This is a genomic window from Neobacillus kokaensis (assembly GCF_014656545.1).
Taxonomy (GTDB): Bacteria; Bacillota; Bacilli; order Bacillales; family Cytobacillaceae; genus Neobacillus; species Neobacillus kokaensis.
The window spans coordinates 19,830-38,956 of record NZ_BNDS01000017.1; the positions used below are offsets into that span (position 1 = coordinate 19,830).

General features: G+C 43.2%; 20 protein-coding genes. 1 reads left to right on the forward strand and 19 read right to left on the reverse strand.

Annotated features, from left to right (window positions below; genetic code table 11):
- Positions 1-9 precede the first annotated feature (9 nt).
- The 4 genes from IE222_RS17455 to IE222_RS17470 form a co-directional block, all read right to left on the reverse strand.
- A complete protein-coding gene (locus IE222_RS17455) occupies positions 10-822 on the reverse strand; it encodes a carbohydrate ABC transporter permease (protein ID WP_191275144.1) in 813 nt (270 codons plus the stop codon).
- Positions 823-904: 82 nt separating this feature from the next.
- Positions 905-1,801, reverse strand: a complete 897-nt coding sequence (locus IE222_RS17460) for an ABC transporter permease (RefSeq protein ID WP_191275142.1) — start codon at positions 1,799-1,801, stop codon at positions 905-907.
- Positions 1,802-1,911: 110 nt separating this feature from the next.
- Complete coding sequence (locus tag IE222_RS17465) at positions 1,912-3,066, reverse strand: Gfo/Idh/MocA family protein (protein WP_191274994.1); 1,155 nt, start codon at positions 3,064-3,066, stop codon at positions 1,912-1,914.
- Positions 3,067-3,309: 243 nt separating this feature from the next.
- Positions 3,310-4,368, reverse strand: coding sequence for a LacI family DNA-binding transcriptional regulator (locus tag IE222_RS17470; RefSeq protein ID WP_191274996.1), 1,059 nt, complete (start codon positions 4,366-4,368; stop codon positions 3,310-3,312).
- 291 nt (positions 4,369-4,659) lie between these two features.
- On the opposite strand from IE222_RS17470, the gene IE222_RS17475 reads away from it, so the two are divergent.
- Entirely contained in the window at positions 4,660-5,430 is a 771-nt protein-coding gene (locus tag IE222_RS17475; protein WP_191274998.1) for an alpha/beta hydrolase, read from the forward strand.
- A 129-nt stretch (positions 5,431-5,559) separates the two neighbouring features.
- On the opposite strand, the gene manA is transcribed toward IE222_RS17475, so the two are convergent.
- From manA to fliG, 15 genes are all read right to left on the reverse strand, one after another.
- On the reverse strand, positions 5,560-6,519 hold the full coding sequence (manA, locus tag IE222_RS17480) for a mannose-6-phosphate isomerase, class I (protein WP_191275000.1): 960 nt from the start codon (positions 6,517-6,519) through the stop codon (positions 5,560-5,562).
- Between the two features lie 383 nt (positions 6,520-6,902).
- Positions 6,903-7,622 (reverse strand): sigma-70 family RNA polymerase sigma factor, encoded by a 720-nt coding sequence (locus IE222_RS17485; RefSeq protein ID WP_191275002.1) that lies wholly within the window; start codon positions 7,620-7,622, stop codon positions 6,903-6,905.
- Between the two features lie 52 nt (positions 7,623-7,674).
- Complete coding sequence (locus IE222_RS17490) at positions 7,675-8,547, reverse strand: MinD/ParA family protein (RefSeq protein ID WP_191275004.1); 873 nt, start codon at positions 8,545-8,547, stop codon at positions 7,675-7,677.
- Positions 8,507-9,679 (reverse strand): flagellar biosynthesis GTPase FlhF, encoded by a 1,173-nt coding sequence (gene flhF, locus IE222_RS17495; RefSeq protein WP_191275006.1) that lies wholly within the window; start codon positions 9,677-9,679, stop codon positions 8,507-8,509. The genes IE222_RS17490 and flhF overlap by 41 nt, the downstream gene beginning before the upstream one ends.
- Positions 9,676-11,706 carry a flagellar biosynthesis protein FlhA gene (flhA, locus tag IE222_RS17500; RefSeq protein ID WP_191275008.1) on the reverse strand — a complete coding sequence of 677 codons (2,031 nt, stop codon included), beginning with the start codon at positions 11,704-11,706 and terminating at the stop codon, positions 9,676-9,678. Before flhA ends, flhF begins: the two co-directional genes overlap by 4 nt.
- A gap of 1 nt (position 11,707) precedes the next feature.
- Positions 11,708-12,802, reverse strand: coding sequence for a flagellar biosynthesis protein FlhB (flhB, locus tag IE222_RS17505; RefSeq protein ID WP_191275010.1), 1,095 nt, complete (start codon positions 12,800-12,802; stop codon positions 11,708-11,710).
- Between the two features lie 13 nt (positions 12,803-12,815).
- Entirely contained in the window at positions 12,816-13,589 is a 774-nt protein-coding gene (fliR, locus tag IE222_RS17510) for a flagellar biosynthetic protein FliR (protein ID WP_191275012.1), read from the reverse strand.
- Between the two features lie 4 nt (positions 13,590-13,593).
- A complete protein-coding gene (gene fliQ / locus IE222_RS17515; RefSeq protein WP_191275014.1) occupies positions 13,594-13,863 on the reverse strand; it encodes a flagellar biosynthesis protein FliQ in 270 nt (89 codons plus the stop codon).
- 11 nt (positions 13,864-13,874) lie between these two features.
- Entirely contained in the window at positions 13,875-14,627 is a 753-nt protein-coding gene (fliP, locus tag IE222_RS17520; protein WP_191275016.1) for a flagellar type III secretion system pore protein FliP, read from the reverse strand.
- Positions 14,624-15,223, reverse strand: a complete 600-nt coding sequence (locus tag IE222_RS17525) for a flagellar biosynthetic protein FliO (protein WP_191275018.1) — start codon at positions 15,221-15,223, stop codon at positions 14,624-14,626. Before IE222_RS17525 ends, fliP begins: the two co-directional genes overlap by 4 nt.
- A gap of 14 nt (positions 15,224-15,237) precedes the next feature.
- On the reverse strand, positions 15,238-15,582 hold the full coding sequence (gene fliN, locus IE222_RS17530; RefSeq protein ID WP_191275020.1) for a flagellar motor switch protein FliN: 345 nt from the start codon (positions 15,580-15,582) through the stop codon (positions 15,238-15,240).
- 39 nt (positions 15,583-15,621) lie between these two features.
- Entirely contained in the window at positions 15,622-16,068 is a 447-nt protein-coding gene (locus IE222_RS17535; protein WP_191275022.1) for a flagellar export protein FliJ, read from the reverse strand.
- On the reverse strand, positions 16,068-17,330 hold the full coding sequence (gene fliI, locus IE222_RS17540) for a flagellar protein export ATPase FliI (RefSeq protein ID WP_240009783.1): 1,263 nt from the start codon (positions 17,328-17,330) through the stop codon (positions 16,068-16,070). Before fliI ends, IE222_RS17535 begins: the two co-directional genes overlap by 1 nt.
- A gap of 56 nt (positions 17,331-17,386) precedes the next feature.
- Positions 17,387-18,127, reverse strand: coding sequence for a FliH/SctL family protein (locus tag IE222_RS17545; RefSeq protein ID WP_223282777.1), 741 nt, complete (start codon positions 18,125-18,127; stop codon positions 17,387-17,389).
- Positions 18,117-19,118 (reverse strand): flagellar motor switch protein FliG, encoded by a 1,002-nt coding sequence (gene fliG, locus IE222_RS17550; protein ID WP_191275028.1) that lies wholly within the window; start codon positions 19,116-19,118, stop codon positions 18,117-18,119. The genes IE222_RS17545 and fliG overlap by 11 nt, the downstream gene beginning before the upstream one ends.
- Between the last annotated feature and the right edge of the window lie 9 nt (positions 19,119-19,127).

A 19,127-nucleotide genomic window follows, 5' to 3' on the forward strand; every position in this document is an offset into this window, starting at 1 on the left:
TCCCCCTTATCACCCTTTAATAGAACCAATCATAAAACCTTTAACGAAATACCTTTGCAGGAATGGATACAGAAGCAGCATAGGAAGGTTTGCCACGATGATGACTGTATATTTTAAACCCTCTATACTTAATTTTTGCTTTAAAAAGCTTTCCGAAGTTCCTTTCATCAATTCGTCCATTTCACCCTGAATTAAAATTTCTCTTAAAATTAATTGAAGTGGAAATTTGCCCTTATCCGAAAGATAGATTAACGCTTGGAAATAGGAATTCCAATGACCCACTGCGTAAAATAAAATCATGACAGCGATAACCGGCATCGAAAGCGGCAGTACAATGTTTAACAGGATTCGGATATTCCCGCATCCGTCAATTTGGGCAGATTCCTGCAGCTCGAGCGGAATCGTCGTTTGAAAGAATGTCCGCATAATAATGATGTTCCAGACTGCAACGGCATTAGGGATCACCATAACCCAGAAAGTATCAATCATCCCGAGGTCTTTAATTAATAAATAGGTTGGGATCAACCCTCCCCCGAAAAACATCGTAAACACAAAGATGGCCATGATGACATTTCGACCGTAAAAATCTTTTCTGGAAAGCGGATAGGCAGCCATAATCGTCATAATCAGGTTAATCAGCGTTCCAATGGTGGTATATTTTAAGGTATTTAAAAATCCATTCACAATATCCTTGTTCTCAAATACCTTTGCATAGGAATCCAAATTGAACCCTTTTGGCCAAAGCCACATTTCCCCGGTCAAAATATAGGTTGGATTACTAAATGACGCACTGACAATAAAGTACAACGGATATATAACCATTAGTGTTATTACTAAAAGAAAGATTGTATTAATGAGAGTAAATAATTTGTCTGAAGCGGAATTTTGCAAACTGGTTCACCACCTACCATAGGCTTGTATTATTAATTTTTTTCGCAATGAAGTTCACCATTACAAGCATGATGAAATTAATGACTGAATTGAACAACCCAACCGCTGCCGAGAAGCTGTATTGCGCTTCCTGAATACCGGCCCGGTAGACGAATGTTGAAATGACATCAGATGTTGACATATTCAAAGTATTTTGCATTAAGAATACTTTTTCGAAACCAACAGACATCACCGATCCAGCATTTAATATAAACAGGATTACGATGGTCGGCATGATTGCCGGAATATTAATATGCCAAATTCTTTGAAGTCTCGAAGCACCATCGATCATCGCTGCCTCATGCTGGGAATGGTCAACAGCTGTAAGCGCTGCCAAGTAAATGATAGAGCTCCAGCCCATTGTCTGCCAAACGTCAGAGAAAACATACAGGCTTTTAAACCAGGCCGGCTCCGTCATAAACTCAATTGGTGTCCCGCCTACTAGGGTAATTAACTGGTTAATTAGTCCATCCGATTTTAAAAACAAAACCAGCATCCCGACAACTACGACGGTTGATAAAAAGTGCGGTGCATAAATGACGGTTTGAACAAATTTTTTAAACTTCACATTTTTGACTTCATTAAGCATAAGTGCAAGGATGATGGGAACTGGAAATGATACCGCTAGTGTATATACGCCAATTCCCAGCGTATTTTTAATTAGCCGCCAAAAATAGTAGCTGTCAAAAAAACGTTGAAAGTGCTTGAATCCTACCCACTCACTCCCCCATATTCCCTTCGTGGCAATAAAATCCTTAAAGGCAATTTGGATTCCATACATTGGGACATAATGGAAGATAATAAAGTAAGCAATAACAGGAGATACCAATAAATATAAATCCCAATTTTTTCGAAAGGACTTTTTAAACATCGCCCACTTTGACGGAGAAATATCTGCCTTTGCGGTTGATAGAAAATTGGATTGTATATCGTTTTTGTTTTCAATAATTTTTTCCAAATCTTCTCCTCCTTTAGCGGGGGCTACTCACATAAACTAGCTGTTGAAGCTTGACTTATCTCAACCACTTTACCGCCGGAACGAATCGACTCAGTTGCCGCACAGCCTACAGCTACGCTCATTCTTCCGGCAAATGGTGTGGTTAATGGCTGCTTGTTGTATAAGACTAACTCGATAAAGTCTCGGCAGATTTTCGGATCCGCCCCGCCATGACTGCCTTCCTCTTTCTTCATGTCATAGGTGATGTCGCTGAATTCGTGCCAGCTATTGGATTTACGTGTTTTGACATAGATTTTATCGTTGACGTCATCGTTTTCCAATCGCCCTTTTGTACCGATAAAAGTATAATTCCGAGAATAATCCGGTGTAAAATGACACTGCAGATAGGATGCCTTAATGCCGTCCTCAAGCTCCATAATCAGCATATTGTTATCCTCAACGTCAATCTCTTTTCGGAAAGCACATTGGGTAAAATAGTTAAGAGTTGCCTCAGGACACGTATCTTTAATCTCACACTCAGGGCATGTTAAGGTATTCGGCATATCCCCGCCGTAATAATCAAGGCTTCCAAAAGCAGATACCTTTTTTGTATATTTTCCAGTAATCCAATGAATCACATCGAGGTCATGCGAACCCTTTTGCAGCAGCAGGGATGTGGTATTCTCTGCAGTTCCATGCCAGTCATGGTAGTAAAAATAGCCGCCATATCCGACAAAGTGGCGAACCCAGACAGCCTTAAGATCTCCGATTACGCCTGAGTCGATAATTTCTTTCATCGTTTGGTACATACTCATATAGCGCATATTGAAGCCAACCATTAAATGCTTACCAGCTTTTTTCGATTCCTCTATGATCCGGTCACAGCCTTCTACAGTAATGGCAAGCGGCTTTTCACAATAGACGTGTTTACCGGCTCTTAGTGCAGCAATGGCGTGCTCTTCATGTAAATAATCCGGTGAAAGAATCGCCACCGCATCAATATCTGGGCGTGCTAATAATTCGTGATAATCCGTTGTAATAAAGGCGTGCTCATTTACTTTTTCTTGAAACGCTTTCAATCTTGCTTCAGAGACATCAGCTGCTCCCACAACCACTGATTTCCCGCCAGGATTATGCCAGTACCTTGCAATTCCACTTCTAAGTCCTGCACCAATAATACCTAATCTAACCGTTTCCATTCCATTCACTCCTATTCTTATAATCTTGTAGTCTTAAAAAATAACCATTAAACACCGCTGGGCCTCACCCCCTTTAAATGATTCCTTCGTTTTCCTCTAATTTGTCCAAACGTTTTCCGTACTCCGTTGAGAAAGATGGATGTAACATCGCATTTTCTTTCTCGTTTTTAACTATTTTTCGCCTATCATTTGCATTTTCCGCAAATTACAGCAAACGTTTTCCAACTAGTTAAAAAAAATAACTTATTCTATTCTTATAAAATTTGATGATTCACGTACGATTAACTCAAAAGGTACCAGCATCTTGACTGGCAGCTTTGTTTTTCCTTCAATCATCTCAATAATAGCTTTTGCCGCTAATTCCCCCATTTCATACTTTGGAATATCAATGGTCGAAAGAGGCGGCGTTGAATATTTAGACATCTCAATATTGTCTAATCCTATAAAGGCTATATCCTCTGGAATTCTTAAGTGATTTTCGATAACAGCCCTCATGGCAGCAATGGCCATCATATCGCTGGCGCAAAACATTGCTGTTGGCAAATGAGCGGGATTTTCCCTTATCAGCTTGGTCATAAATTGATAACACTTATCCATTTCCCATAGAGTATTTATAATCCACTCAGACCTAGGCACAAACCCGGCCTCACTCATTGCGTTTTGATAACCTTTAAAACGACATTCTCCTTGTAAATCCTCATACTTTGTTCCGATACCACCGCCAAGGAAACCAATCTTTCGGTGTCCCTGTTGAATTAAATGTTCCACCGCCATTTTACCGGCCGCTTCCCGGTCAAAGTCGATTGTAGTAAACCTTGAATACTTACTTGAATAGCTAAAATCGAGTCCAACAATCGGTATGTATTGTCTGGCATATTCCAAAATACTATCCTCAACAGGATCAAATAGAATAAGTCCTTCTATCCCAGATTCATAGATAGGTTTATGCAGCAGCGGATCATTCTGAATGTCCTCTTTCGGAATGTTCATTAAGGTGTAGCCCGATTTTTCCATGTATTCACTAAGCCCCATAAGCATGTTTGCATAATATGGGTATGCTTCTATAACTTTATAATCAGCGACCCAGCCAATCTTCATCGTCCGCTTGGATGTCCTTTGCTGATTGTTGGTCACTAAATTTCTTGCATTTTGATTAGGGATATACCCCATATCTTTCACAGCATCCCAAATTTTCTTCTTGGTTTCCGGGTTAACATTTCGGGTTGGATCGTTTTGGATTACCCTTGAAACAGTAGAAATGGATACACCTACATATTCAGCAATGTCTTTAAGTCTAGTCATCGGTAAGTCTCCTCGCAGCCTTCTTAATATAGAAAAAAATCCCTATACTGAATTTTTAGACTAATTAAACTATACTATCTGCTCTTCTGCCATGTCAACCTGTCAAATTAAAAAAATTTACCAGATTTTTATTCTTGTATTAAGAGTGTTAAAGGAAAGAAAAACAGTTTCATGGGAATGTCGTGACGGCTCCTATTTATCTAAAGCAACAGATCAAGAGCAGGGAAAGGAAATGGAAAGCAGATGTCGAATTTACTTATTAATACTAAACATTTTAAGGAGAGAAACGAAATGGCTCTTATTCAATGTCAATTTTATTCAGAGGTATTAAACTTAAGTACGTCGATGACTGTTATTCTGCCGCAGCAAACTGCGTCTCAAATTGGCATGCAAAATAATAAAAAGGGTGACTTACACCAGACACTCTTTTTGCTGCATGGTTTCAGTGACGACGACACGATTTGGACCAGAAGAACTTCGATTGAAAGATACGTTGCACCACTAGGTCTCGCTGTCGTGATGCCGCAGGTTCATCATAGTTTTTACACTGATATGAAGTATGGAAATAAGTATTGGACATTCCTTACAAAGGAGCTCCCTTCCATAGCTCAATCATTGTTCCCATTATCGCCTGCCAGAGAGGATAACTTTGTTGCCGGACTTTCAATGGGTGGATATGGAGCTTTCAAATGGGCATTGAACCGTCCCGATCAAATTTGTGCCGCTGCAAGTCTATCAGGGGTTACCGATATCGTTAAACACATTAAACATTCAGATTTAGCCCCTGTATTTTCATTAGTTTTTGGTAATGAAGATATTTCCGGCACCGAACATGATTTATTCTCTCTGATAAAGGATACACATACAAATGAACAGAAGCCCGTATTATATCAATGCTGCGGGACAGAAGATTTTCTTTATGAAGATAATATATACTTCAAACAGCTATGTGAACAAACCAGCTACAACCTTACAACAGACTTTGGACCAGGAAACCACGAATGGGGTTATTGGGATCAGAAAATTCAAGACGTGCTTACATGGCTCCCTCTAAGAAGATAAGGACGAAAAGGGAAGTACTTCCTAGCCTGGATAACTAAAATCCCTGCAAGAGGTCTCAGTCTATAGTTTACTTGCGGCAGACTCTAAATTAGAAAAGACCCTATATGTTCTTAGGGCCTTTTCTATTATCTATTCATGCGAAACAATAAATGCTGCTTTTCCTTCTAACGTAAACTCACGAATCCCATTAGGCAGGATAAAATGGATGCCCTTTTCCAGGCTGAAGGATTGACCATCAATTGTAAGAGCTGCATGACCTTCAATCACGCTTACCTGTAAAAAGTCTTTATTCATTTCACAAGCGGCCTGTCCATCCAATTGCCAGTGATACACAGTAAAATATTGCTCCTCCGCTAATTTCTTTTCAACTAAATCTCCATTCACAGTTTCTGTTTGTTCAACTGGAGCATCCTGATGAGGGACAGTTGTCACTTGTTTTGAACGTTCAAGATGCAATTCGCGTTTATTGCCGGCTGCATCTGTCCGGTCATAGTCATATACGCGGTATGTAATATCAGAGCTTTGCTGTGTTTCAAGGATCACGATCCCTTTTCCAATAGCATGGATTGTGCCGCTTGGAACGTAGACAAAATCTCCTGCCTTGACCTTCACACGTCGTAGAAGCTTGTCCCATTCTCCCTCGTCAATCATCTGCGCCAATTCTTCTTTTGTCTTGGCATAATGGCCTAACACAAGCTCTGCTCCTTCTTCCGCGCTTAACACGTACCAGCATTCGGTTTTCCCATAAGGGACACCTTCCACTTCACGAGCAAATTGATCATTCGGGTGAACCTGAACGGATAAATCGTCAGCCGCATCCAGAATTTTAATAAGGAGCGGGTACTCTCCCTGATCCTCTGAGTTTTTATTAAAAAGCTCCTTATGTTCATTCCAGGCATCTGCTAATGTTTTTCCGGCCAGCGGACCATTGGTGATGATGCTTGGACCGTGCGGATGGGCAGATATCACCCATGCCTCGCCCGTCTTATCATTCGGAATCTCATAGTTAAATTCAGTCCTTAATTTTTGACCGCCCCATATTCGCTCTTGAAAAATCGGCTGTAAAAAAATGGGCTCATTCTTGTACATAGTTAACCTCCGCTTGAGGAAGCATGGGGACAGTTCTTCTGCTTCTTGATAACAGAAGGAAGCAAGAGAGCCGTCCCCTTGCTTCATAGTTTTTATTAATTGCTCTCTAATAGTTTATACGCTTCTTGTTTGGATGTCACCTGTTATAACCGCTTATTGATACTGTATCCTATTATGCTTTCTGCTTTAAGATTAACTTTGTATCTTGAATAGTTGTGGATAACTAATATCAAGATTGCTAAAAAACCCCTAACTTACTCACATTTACACAGGATATCCACAAAATCCCCTAAATTATCAACAGTTTGTTAGAATATATCAACAGAAAACTGTTGATTATCAACAACTTTTTTCAAGTTATTCACAAATTTATTAACAATGTTTCAAAATGAAGCCAAAGAACCGTCCCCGTGCTTCGCCATGGCAATACGGAGTCTTTTGATGGCTTGGTGGTGGAGCTGGGAGATACGTGATTTATGCAGGCCGAATATTTTGCTTACATCAGTGAAGCTTAAGTTTTCAAAGTAGATGAGGGATAGGATGATTTTTTCACGTTCTGGTAAGCTGTCGATTAATTCGGCTAGTATTTGTTTTTGCTCCTTTGCTTCAAGCCATTCATCCTGCTTGATGGATTGATGATCTTCGATTTGTTGAACCGCCGTGTTTTCTTCCTGACTCTTCGGTTGGTCTAATGAGTCTTGGTGAATGAAAGAGAGCTGCATTCGGGTTTGCCCGTATTCTTTCATGCTGACGCCCATATACTCGCTCACTTCTTTTGCGGTTGGACGTCTAAGATATGATTGTTCTAATGTCTCCATTGCCTCCCGGTACGTTTTTTCTTTTCGCCGTAATGTCCGGGAGACATGGTCCGTTTGCCGTAACCCATCTAAAATTTCGCCACGGATTCGCTGAACGGCATAGGTTTCAAATTTAACTCCCTGAGTTGGGTCAAATCGCTTTCCAGCATCCCACAATCCAGTCATTCCAAAAGAGATAAGGTCGTTCTCATCCGCTTGGCTGGACAAGCTTCTCTTCATTTGCGATACAACCCTATGAACCAATGGAATATATTGATCGATGACTTCTTCTACATTCCACTCCAATCTATATTCCCCTCTCCTTGGTTTTCTCTTAAATTCAGCAAGACAGTGAACATTATGTTATAAATAAGCGTGAAATCGTTCGAATAAATCCCTTCATCCCGCCGTTTTCAGGAACAGCTGCTTCGGCTCCTGTAACAAATCTTTCTGCCAATCGCTTTAACGTTAACGACACCTGGGATCTTGGATAAGCAAGATAAAACGGCACTTGTATTAAAACCGCCTGCATGACAGCACCATCATCTGGAATGGCTCCAAAAATGGTAATCTCCTTTTGTAAAAACCGCTGAACCGCAAACTTAAATTTACTTCCAACCTCTACTCCTTCTTTTTGCCGGGAAACTCGGTTTACCACCAATTGAAAGGAAATTGTCTTGCTTTTGCTGTGCAGCATTTTCACTACGGAATACGCATCGGCCAGCGCCGTCGGTTCAGGCGTTGTAAGTAAAATGACCTCATCGGCCGCAAGATGACATTGCTGCGATTCCGCTGTCAAACCTGCACCGGTATCAATCAAAATCAGATCAGCATAGCCGTGCAGTTTTTCCAGCTCACGAAAAAAATAATGCCTGTCTTCCTCCCGTAATTGCAGCAGCTCACTCAAGCCTGAACCCCCAGCGATATATTCCAATCCCTTCGGACCTCTTTCCAGCACACTCCAAATGCTTTTCCGCTCGCGTATCATATCCAGAAGGTGACGCTTCGGTGTCGCCCCCATTAAAATATCTAAGTTGGCCATTCCGATATCAAGATCAATCACGACAACCTTTTGCCCAAGATCCATCAGGCTGAGCGCAAAACTTAGAATAAAGTTTGATTTGCCTACCCCTCCTTTTCCGCTTGCCACGGTAATCACGCGGGACGTTCGCCTGTGCCCTGAGAGGGAGTTAGATAATTGTCTTAATTGATGTGCTTGATCCTGATTCATTCTCATCTGCTCCTAGAATCTTTTTCGCCATAAAAATAGGGTCTGCCTTCATGATATCCTGTGGGACTCCTTGTCCTAAACTGACATATGCTAATGGATATGGATAGTGATACACCATATTGAGGGCCACACCATAGCAGCTGGTTTCATCCATTTTCGTTAAAATCAGCTTATCAATCGGGACAGCCTTCATTTGATCCACAATTCTGCGCATATCACGCCAGCGTGTTGTCATACTAAGAACTAAATAATTTTCCTGCGGGACATCATAGCGTAAATATTGATTAATTTCTTCGATATATTCTTCCTCTAAATAATTTCGCCCGGCGCTGTCCATAAATACGGTATGGCAGCCTTTCAGCCGCTCCATGGCACCTTTTAGCTCACTTGCGTCAGCGACTACTTCTAACGGAACATGTAAAATCGATGCATAGGTTTTAAGCTGATCGACCGCGGCAATCCGAAATGTATCAGTCGTCAGCAGTCCAACCTTCTGCCTTTGCTGAAATACCCGTGCCGCCGCCAGCTTAGCAATTGTGGTTGTCTTGCCAACCCCTGTTGGACCTAATAGCGTGATAAAACAGGCGGATGATACAGAATCCTTCGCGATTCCTTCTTCAAAAAGCTGTTTGATAATCGTCATAAGCAGCTGCTCGATTTGTAAGTCCGACAAACTCCCTAGGTTTATTTGTTTCATTTGCACTTTTTTCACGATATACCGGATGACTTCCTCGTCTACTTCCTGATCCCTTAGATGCAGCACCCATTTTTCCAGCGGCTTCGGTATGCTGTCGGCGACCGAATCATCCTTAAGCAGCGAATGAAGCAGCGCCTTTACCTCTGACAGCTCCTTCAGGACATCAGGCTGAGAAGGCTGATCAGCATGAACTTCTACACTCGTCTGCTTTGGCTGGCACTCCCATTTCGACTCAACAAGGGGTTTCACTTCCTCCTGCACCAACGGTTTCGGGGCAGATAAATCAACTGCCGCTACAACTTCCACTCTTTTTTTTCGAAAAAAACCAGTCCTAACCGGCTTCGTATTTAAAATAAAGGCATTGGTTCCTAGGTCTTGAAAAATCATCGGATATGCTTCCGCTATCGTGTTAACGACATAGGTTTTGATCATCATAGATTTACCACTCCAACACTCTGCACTTCGACATTAGGCTCGAGCTCGTTGTAGGAAAGAATCGGAACATCCGCTAATGTACGTTCCATTAGCTGCCGGACATACATCCTGATTCCTGAGGATGTTAAGATGACCGGACGGATCCCCAGCTGAGCCATTTGTTCCATTTTTTGTGTGAAAGAAAGAATCAATTGATTCGAAGATTCCGGATCCATTGTCAAAATATCACCATGCTCGGTCCTCTGAATCGATTCTGCCAGTTTCTTTTCAATTCCGGCACCCACCTGAATTGCATGTACTACACCGTTTCGTACATACTGCGATGTCAATTGGCGGGCAAGGGCCTGTCTTACGTATTCTGTTAGGATGTCGGGATTTTTTGTGTAAATCGAATAATCCGCCAGTGCTTCAAAAATAGATGAAAGACCCTTGATTGAAACATTTTCCTTTAACAGCTTTTGGAGCACCTTTTGAACATCGCCGACAGAAAGCACATTAGGAATTAATTCTTCCACCAATGATGGATAAGTTTCTTTCAAATGATTAATTAACTGTGCCGTTTCTTCACGACCTAAAATTTCATGTGCATACTTACGGATCGTTTCTGATAAATGAGTGCTGACAATCGAAGCAGGATCGATTACGGTATAGCCAAACATTTCCGCCTCATCCTTCTGGTCTTCCGTAATCCAGAGCGCCGGCAGGCCGAACGTCGGATCAACAGTTTCAATGCCATCAATTCCATGCTCCTCATCACTTGGATTCAACATTAAGAAATGATCCAGCAGGATTTCCCCTTTTGCGACCTCATTCCCTTTGATTTTAATCACGTACTCATTATGATGAAGCTGGATATTATCACGGATGCGGACAACGGGAACAACAAGACCCAAATCTAAAGCAATCTGTCTGCGTATCGCGACCACCCGGTCTAATAAATCACCGCCCTGATTGACGTCAGCCAGCATAATCAGGCCAATCCCAAATTCAAACTCAATCGGGTCCTCCCGGAGTAAGGCAAACACATTCTCCGGCTTGCGCACTTCTTCGATTTCTTGCTCAGTTTGCGTACTCTCTGCTGCGGCCTCTTGCTTTGTATGCTTATGCTTAATGCTATAAGCAGCAAAAGCAAGCAGTCCGCCAATTCCCCATGTCAGAAAAATACTGATAGGTGTCACAATGCCAAGCAGGGCAATACAGACGGCAACGATATACAACAAACTTGGGTAGGACATAAGCTGCTTCGACACATCATCGCCTAGATTCCCGTCTGATGCTGCTCTCGTCACGATAATTCCAGTTGCTGTTGAAATTAACAGGGCTGGAATCTGGCTGACAAGCCCGTCCCCAACAGATAACAAGGTAAACGTATTGATGGATTGGGTGACATCCATCCCGTGCATTGTCATCCCAATAATGAATCCTCCAATGATATTAATCATTAGGATGATAATGCTGGCAATCGCATCCCCTTTGACGAATTTACTGGCACCGTCCATGGAACCATAAAAATCCGCCTCCTGCTCGACTTTTCTTCTTCTAAGGCGGGCTTCCTGATCATTAATCATGCCTGTATTCAAGTCGGCATCAATGCTCATTTGCTTTCCCGGCATCGCATCCAAAGTAAAGCGGGCAGCCACTTCCGCGACCCGTTCCGATCCCTTCGTAATCACGATGAATTGAATAATCACCAAGATTAAGAAGACAACAAAACCAACAACTGTATTGCCGCCCACCACAAAGTTCCCGAACGTTTCGATGACGTTTCCTGCTTTTCCATTCGTCAAAATCAACCGTGTACTGGACACGTTCAAGGACAGGCGGAATAGCGTAGTCAGTAGCAGCAAGGAAGGAAAGATGGAAAAATCAAGGGGCTCCCTCGTATTCATCGTAATTAATAGAATCATAATCGATAAGGATAAATTGAATAAGAGCAAAATATCTAATAAAAATGTCGGTAACGGAATAACCATCATCACGACAATCATGATGACCGCGATGAGAACCCCCATATTTTTCATACTCACGTTAAATCCCCCCCTGCTTGTTTAATGTCCCTTTGACTTTATAAACATAGGCCAGAACTTCGGCGACTGCTTTAAACAGCTCTTCCGGTATTTCTTCACCAATCTCGACATTAGCATATAATGTTCGGGCTAACGGTTTGTTTTCCATGATGACAACCCGGTGTTCTTTCGCTATTTCCTTTATTTTGTGCGCTAAATAATCCGCACCCTTGGCGACCACAACGGGCACCTGTGTTTTTCCTGCCTCATAGGCAATCGCCACAGCAAAATGGGTAGGATTTGTGACTACCACCTGGGCACGAGGGACATCCTGCATCATCCTGCTGCTTGAAATCTGCCGTTGTTTTTCCTTGATTTTATGTTTAATTAACGGGTCGCCCTCCGACTTTTTATATTCATCTTTGATGTCTTGCTTCGACATACGCAGGTTCTTTGCATGATCAAACCGCTGATAAACCAAGTCAGCAACGGCAAGGACCAGATAAGCAGCCGAAATGACTATTCCCAGTTTCACAGTAAGCGACCCAAGAAACGCTGCCAGCCGGAGCGGTTCCATTTGCGGCATTTTCAATAAAACCGGTTTTTGCTGCCAAAGAAAGAGGCTCGCCACCGTAATAATCACTACCAGCTTTAAAATCGACTTGATGAATTCAACCAATGTGCGGGCTGAAAACAACCGCTTAGCACCCTCGACAGGATTGATTTTTTTCAAATCCATTTTGATTGCTTCCGTCGAAACGAGAAAACCGACCTGCGCCAGAGTTGAGGCAAAACCGCCAAACCAAGCAATCGCAATGACAGGCGCTGCAATCAACACACTGTCCTTTAAAATGGTAACGAACAAGAGTGTTACGGATGAGAGATTCAGGTCAATGACCAGCCCATCGCTAAAACCATGACGAAATACATGCAATAGCTGTTCCGCAGCCCTTCCACCGTAAAAAGATAGGAAAGAAAACGCACTTAACAGTACTATGGCATTGGATAAATCGGTACTTTTGGCAACCTGCCCCTTTTTCCGTGCTTCTTTCTTTTTTTGGGGTGTCGCCTTCTCAGTTTTTTCAGCAAATAATTGTAAATCTAATGATAAGTACATGTGAATGGTTCCTTTACGCCCCAAGTATCTGTAACATTTGCTCCAATGAATGAACCATAGTTTGAACGAGTTTTTCCATTACGATCAAAAAGACCGGCATAAAGACAAACAAAACGATAAAATGGACGGCCATTTTAATTGGGATTCCAATAACAAACAGGTTCATTTGCGGGACCGTTTTAGCTAAAATCCCGAGTGCAATATCCACTAAAAACAAGGTGCCGACAAACGGAGATGCGATTAAAATTGCGATCCAGAACAGATTCTTCATTATCATCAGCGACAAAGTAACAAGATTCTCAGAAACTGCAGCAGGCAGCATCGACTGAATCGGAATCCACTCATAGCTTGCCAGAATTCCTCTTATTAAAAGTTGATGACCATCAATGGACAAGAAAAAGAGCAAAGCCAAGACATAAAAGAACCTGCCTGTTTGCGGCTCTTGAATGCCGGTTTGCGGATTAAACATCATTGCCATCGCAAAGCCGCTTTGCAAATCAATTAAGCTGCCCGCGAGCTGGACCGCATATAACAGCATTGCGGTAAAAAATCCCAAGCTTAACCCAACAAGCATTTCTTTTAACACAAGCAAAAGATAGAGTCCGTCCATTTCGATTCCCTGTTCCGGCTGCATTACCGCCCCAACAAAAATAGAGAAGCACATCGCCATGCCCCATTTAAAGGCGGCCGGCACCTGCCGCTCCATCCATATTGGCGCTGCCGCAAAGAAACAGGCTAACCTTACAAACACCAGTAAAAATAACGGAATATGTGTAAAAATCGCCATGGCCCTACCCGATAAAACGCGTCAAATCAGCTAGTATATTTCGCGTAAAATCAACAAGATGCGTCAGCATCCAAGGACCGAAAAAGAGCAAGCTGGCAAAAACAGCGATAATCTTCGGTGCAAACGAAAGTGTCTGTTCTTGGATTTGCGTAATCGCTTGAAAAATACTGATAATCAGTCCGACCGCTAAAGCTACACCAAGAATTGGTGCCAATACGATAATCGTTAAGTAGATGGAGCTTTGGGCAAGCCCCATAATGCTGTCTGGTGTCATATGATTACTCCTTATTTAAAGCTCGCGAACAACGATTGTACGACCAAGTGCCATCCATCTACCAGGATAAACAGCAAAATTTTAAAAGGCAGTGAAATGAGCGACGGTGGCACCATCATCATGCCCATCGCCATCAGCACGCTTGCAACAATCATGTCAATAATCATAAATGGAACAAAAATTAAAAAGCCCATTTGAAACGCCGTTTTCAGTTCACTGATGGCAAACGCTGGAACCAAAGCTGTCAGCGGAATCTCTTGCACCGAATCGATGTTTTTCGTGTTTCTGTACTCCAAAAACAGCTTTAAGTCACTTTCACGGGTTTGTTTGGCCATAAACTCCTTCATCGGTGCAGCTGCTTTTTTCGCAGCCTGTTCCTGGCTCAGCTCTCCTGCTAAAAAAGGCTTTAGCGCCTGTTGATTAACCTCATGAAAGGTTGGCCCCATGATAAAAAAGGTCAGAATGATACTCAGCCCCATAATCACTTGGTTCGGCGGCATTTGCTGTGTGCCAAGCGCCGAGCGGACAAATGAAAGCACAATCGCAATCCTCGTAAACGAGGTCATTAATAGAAGAATGCTTGGTGCAACCGATAAAATCGTGAGAAGAATGATTAATTGAATCGATATGGCCGTACCTTCTGTATCTCCCGAACCGCCCGTATCAAAATGAATGCCTGGGAGAACGGATGAGTTAGGTTCGGCAAAAACCGTATATTGTCCTAAAAAGAATAATAATGGTGTCAGAAGGATCAGCTTTTTCATGGACGGTCTCCTTCTTTCACCGGTCGATCCTTTAGATGTTTCGTGTCTCCGGATTGTACTTCTTTTAACTTTTTTAAAAGAAGCTCGTCCCACTTTTCCTGTGAGCTCTTCTTCAGCTGCGACCCCCATTTGGAAACCGTATCGAGCGGTTTTTCTGCCATCGTTTCAAGAAGCCTGCGCTGTTCCTCGCCGGGAGGAATCGTGCGAATCAAATTGACTTCTTCTCCTACCCCTAGAATGTATAAAGTATCCCCTATCATCACCATTTGCAGTGAGCGGTTTTTTCCAAGCGAATGTCCGCCAAGCGAATGAAACGGTCCGCCGCCCCCGTACATTCCTGATTTCTTAGAAAGATATTTTAAGACAATAAAAAGCAGGACTAATATTAATAGGAAGGAACCGATAAATTTAAAGGCATATGGTACGATTGACGGATTTTGAAGGTCAGGATTTTGTCCTGTGGTCTTCTCTTTCGCCGGAGATTTTTCGAATTGCTCATACACGGTTCCTTCCTTTGCCTGAACCGCTGATAGCGGCAGCAAGGAGATAAGAAGACTAACCATAATGATGCCGAGCCATTTTTTCCATGTATGCACGTGATACGTCCCTCTCACTTAATTTTTTTCTCTATTTCCTGGTCGGATACTACATCCGTAATCCGGATGGCAAATTTGTCATCCATGACAACGACTTCGCCGACAGCAATAGATTGCTTGTTGACAAGCACATCCACGTATTCACCGGCAAGTTTATCTAAACCAATGACCGAGCCGGCTTGCAGCTGCAGAATCTCTCTAACTGTTTTTTGGCTTCTGCCTAATTCAAATGAAACTTGAAGGGAAACATCTGTTAATAGTTGAATTTGTTTTTTTCCAGGAGCAGTAAGCGGCTGATCCGCTAATGGAGCAAATTGCACCGACTGCACCGCTCCGTATCCGGTTCTTTGGTCCTTCATAGTAAACCGTCCTTTCAATGGGAAATCAGCGCGAATAATTTAGGATGAAAACTGCTGATGGAAGTAGCGAATCGCGGCCATCTCATCCATCGCATCCTGCTCGATTTTTTTCTGGAGCTGGTTGTATTTCTCAAACGCCTTGTCCCGCAAATGATGCCACGTTTTTTCCTCCTGCTGTTTGGCTAACAGCTCAGCTTGCATACTTATGATATCCTCGTCGATTTGACGGAGTTGTTCCTCCAGGTCTGCGGCCATCCGGGTTAAATAGTTTTGATATTCATTTCGTTGCTGAATGTCTGCAATTGAAATCTGTCTGTTGGCAGAGTCCATCTGTGAGAGAAGCTCTTTGCGCTTCAAATCAATAGAATGAAACCTCTCCATAACCGCTTCTCTTTTTCTGACGATTACGCTCATTTCTAAAAGAGCCTGGTCTTTTTCTTTTTCTTTCAGGTTTAAAATATGCTTATATGGAAAATGAAAAGTCATCAAACTTCCTCCCCAAATTTCGATAACAATAAGTCAATTGTCGATTCATATGCGGGGGATTCATGGGTCCCTTGCTTGACAAATTGGTCAATCCAATCCTTTACATCGATGGCCAGGTCGATTTCTCGATCCGTTCCCCGCTTATAAGCCCCGATTTGAATTAAATCCTCTGCATTCTGATAGACACTCATATGCTGCTTCAGCTTCTCCGCCGCCCTGATATGCTCACTTGTCGCAATCTCACTCATTACTCGGCTGACGCTTGACAGCACATCAATGGCTGGATAGACTCCTTTTCGTGCCAGATTCCTATCCAGCACAATATGACCGTCTAAAATACCGCGAACCGTATCTGCAATTGGTTCATTCATATCGTCACCATCAACGAGCACCGTATAAAAGGCAGTAATACTGCCTTTGGCGTTCGTTCCGGCCCGCTCGAGCAGGCGTGGCAGCAGGGCGAAAACAGAAGGGGTATAGCCTTTGGTTGCCGGAGGTTCGCCAATTGCCAGTCCGATTTCCCTTTGAGCCATCGCATAACGCGTGACAGAATCAAGCATTAGGTTGACATTCATACCTTGGTCGCGGAAAAACTCAGCAATCGCCGTCGCAATCATCGCACCCTTGATTCGGATTAATGCAGGCTGATCGGAAGTGGCAGCAACGACAACAGATTTTTTCAATCCCTCTTCACCTAAGTCTCGTTCAATAAAGTCCAATACTTCACGGCCGCGCTCTCCAATTAGGCCAATCACGTTCACATCGGCCTCAGTGTTCCGGGCAATCATGCCGAGCAGGGTGCTTTTTCCGACACCGCTCCCCGCAAAGACGCCGACCCGCTGGCCTTTGCCAACTGTTAACAGACCGTCAATTGTACGTACTCCGACACTTAATGGTTGAGTAATTCTTGGCCTTGATAACGGGTTCGGCGGCAGATTATCTGCCCCCGCTTCCAGGAGTCCCGCCGGAAGACTGGTTCCGTCCATAGGATTGCCGAGCCCGTCCAGCACCTTGCCCAGCAGGTCCATTCCTACTTTCACCGTTAACGGTTTTCCGGTTGATACTACATCGCACCCCGGGGCAATCGATTGAAGTTCACCAAGCGGCATCAGCAGTACTTTGTGATTGCGGAACCCGACCACCTCTGCTTTAATTGGATTCTGCTGCTGCGGTGAAAAGATATGGCAAATATCCCCCAATTTTACATCTGGCCCTTGGGATTCTATCGTTAGCCCAATGACCTGTGTGACTTTCCCGTTCATTTTGATTGGATTGATCGTTTCCAAAAGCTCGAGATACGGTTTACTATTCCATCTACTCACTTTCGATCCTCCTGTTGGTAAGCAAGCAGCACTTTTTTGATTTCGCTTAGCTGGACATCAATTCTCGCATCAACACTGCCTGAGGAGGTCCTAATAATGCAGCCGCCCTCGCGGATTGAATAGTCAGGAAACACTTTAATTTCGACCTGTCCGTTATCCATCGCCAATAACTGCTCTCTTTGTTTCTGGACAAGAGAAAAATCCTCCGGCGCTACGCCGATTGAAATGGAATCCGTTTCATACACCGAACTGAGCGTTTCTTTAATAATATGAATAAGGGCATCAGGATTCGTGTTGAGTTCCTGCTGCAGCACCTTCCTCGCAATTTCCATTGTCAGTTCGATAACAAACGGTTCGGCTTCTTGAATAATGGCAGCTTTTTCGTTGTAGGCCTGCTCTAATATTTCTGCTGCCTTTTGCAGCTGGAATTGATACTCCTGCCTGGCATATGCCCTGCCATCCTCAATTCCCAGCTGATAGCCTTCCTCATACCCGCGCCGTTTTTCTTCTTCTAACTCTAATCGAAAACGTTCCTCTTCCATTGCCCGCCATTCGGCTAACTCCTGCTGGGCCCGTTCTTTTTGCCGCTCTAATTCCAGCAGCAGCTCTTCTTTCCGTTCATCAGCCAGATTGAATGGCACGGCGTCCGTCAGCTGCAGCTCTGGAACAGGGACTCCAATCAGCTTTTGCCCGTTTTGAGCGATTACTTTTCGTGCTTTTACCAGCTTAGATGACACGGTTCTCTTCCCCATTTCGAGAAATAATGATGGCACCGTCTTCCTCTAATTTTCGAATGATCGTCACAATTCTGCCTTGGGCATCCTCTACATCTTTCACGCGCACCTGCTCATTCGAACTTAATAGTTCCTCGAGTCCCTCTTCACGGCGTTTCGAAATGTTCCGATAAATTGCATCCTTGACGCCCTCCGAAGTCATTTTTAGTGCCAAATACAAATCCTGATTTTGTACATCCATTAAAATCCGCTGGATGGAGCGATTATCAAGATAGGCTATATCATCGAAGACAAACATCCGCTGTTTGATTTCATTAGCAAGCTCTGGGTCCTTCTCTTCCAATGTTTCAAGAATATTCTTTTCCGTGCCGCGGTCAACACTGCTTAAAATACTAACAATCGAGTCAATACCTTTTTGCGCTTCCTGTTTCTGCGAGCTTGTCATGGTCAGCTTTTCTTTTAAAACCTGCTCTACCTGATAGATAATTTCCGGTGAAGCGGTATCCATCATCGCAATCCTTCTGGCAATGTCAATTTGACGTTCCGACGGGAAGCTTGCGAGAACAGCCGCTGCTTTTTCCGATTCTAAATAGGATAAAACCAATGCTACTGTCTGTGCGTTCTCATATTGAAGCAAATGGAAAATCTGTAATGGCTCCACATGCTGAATAAATTGAAACGGCCGGTTGCTGGTCCGATTGCCCATCCGCTTTAAAAAGCCTGCTGCCTTATCAGGGCCAAATGTGCGTTTTAATAGGTCTGTGGCTGTATCAAGGCCGCCGTACGATACGATATTGGAGTCAATCGCCAATTGATGAAATTCCCTCATCACTTGCTCTTTCACATCAGATGTGACCCGGCGCAGCTCGGTAATTTCCTTTGTGATACTCTCAATCTCTCGTTCTTCTAGATGCTTCATGATACCGGCAGAAACGTCCGGTCCGACAGAAAGCAGTAAGATTGCTGCCTTTTGAGTATTTGTATACTGTTCCATCTCATTACT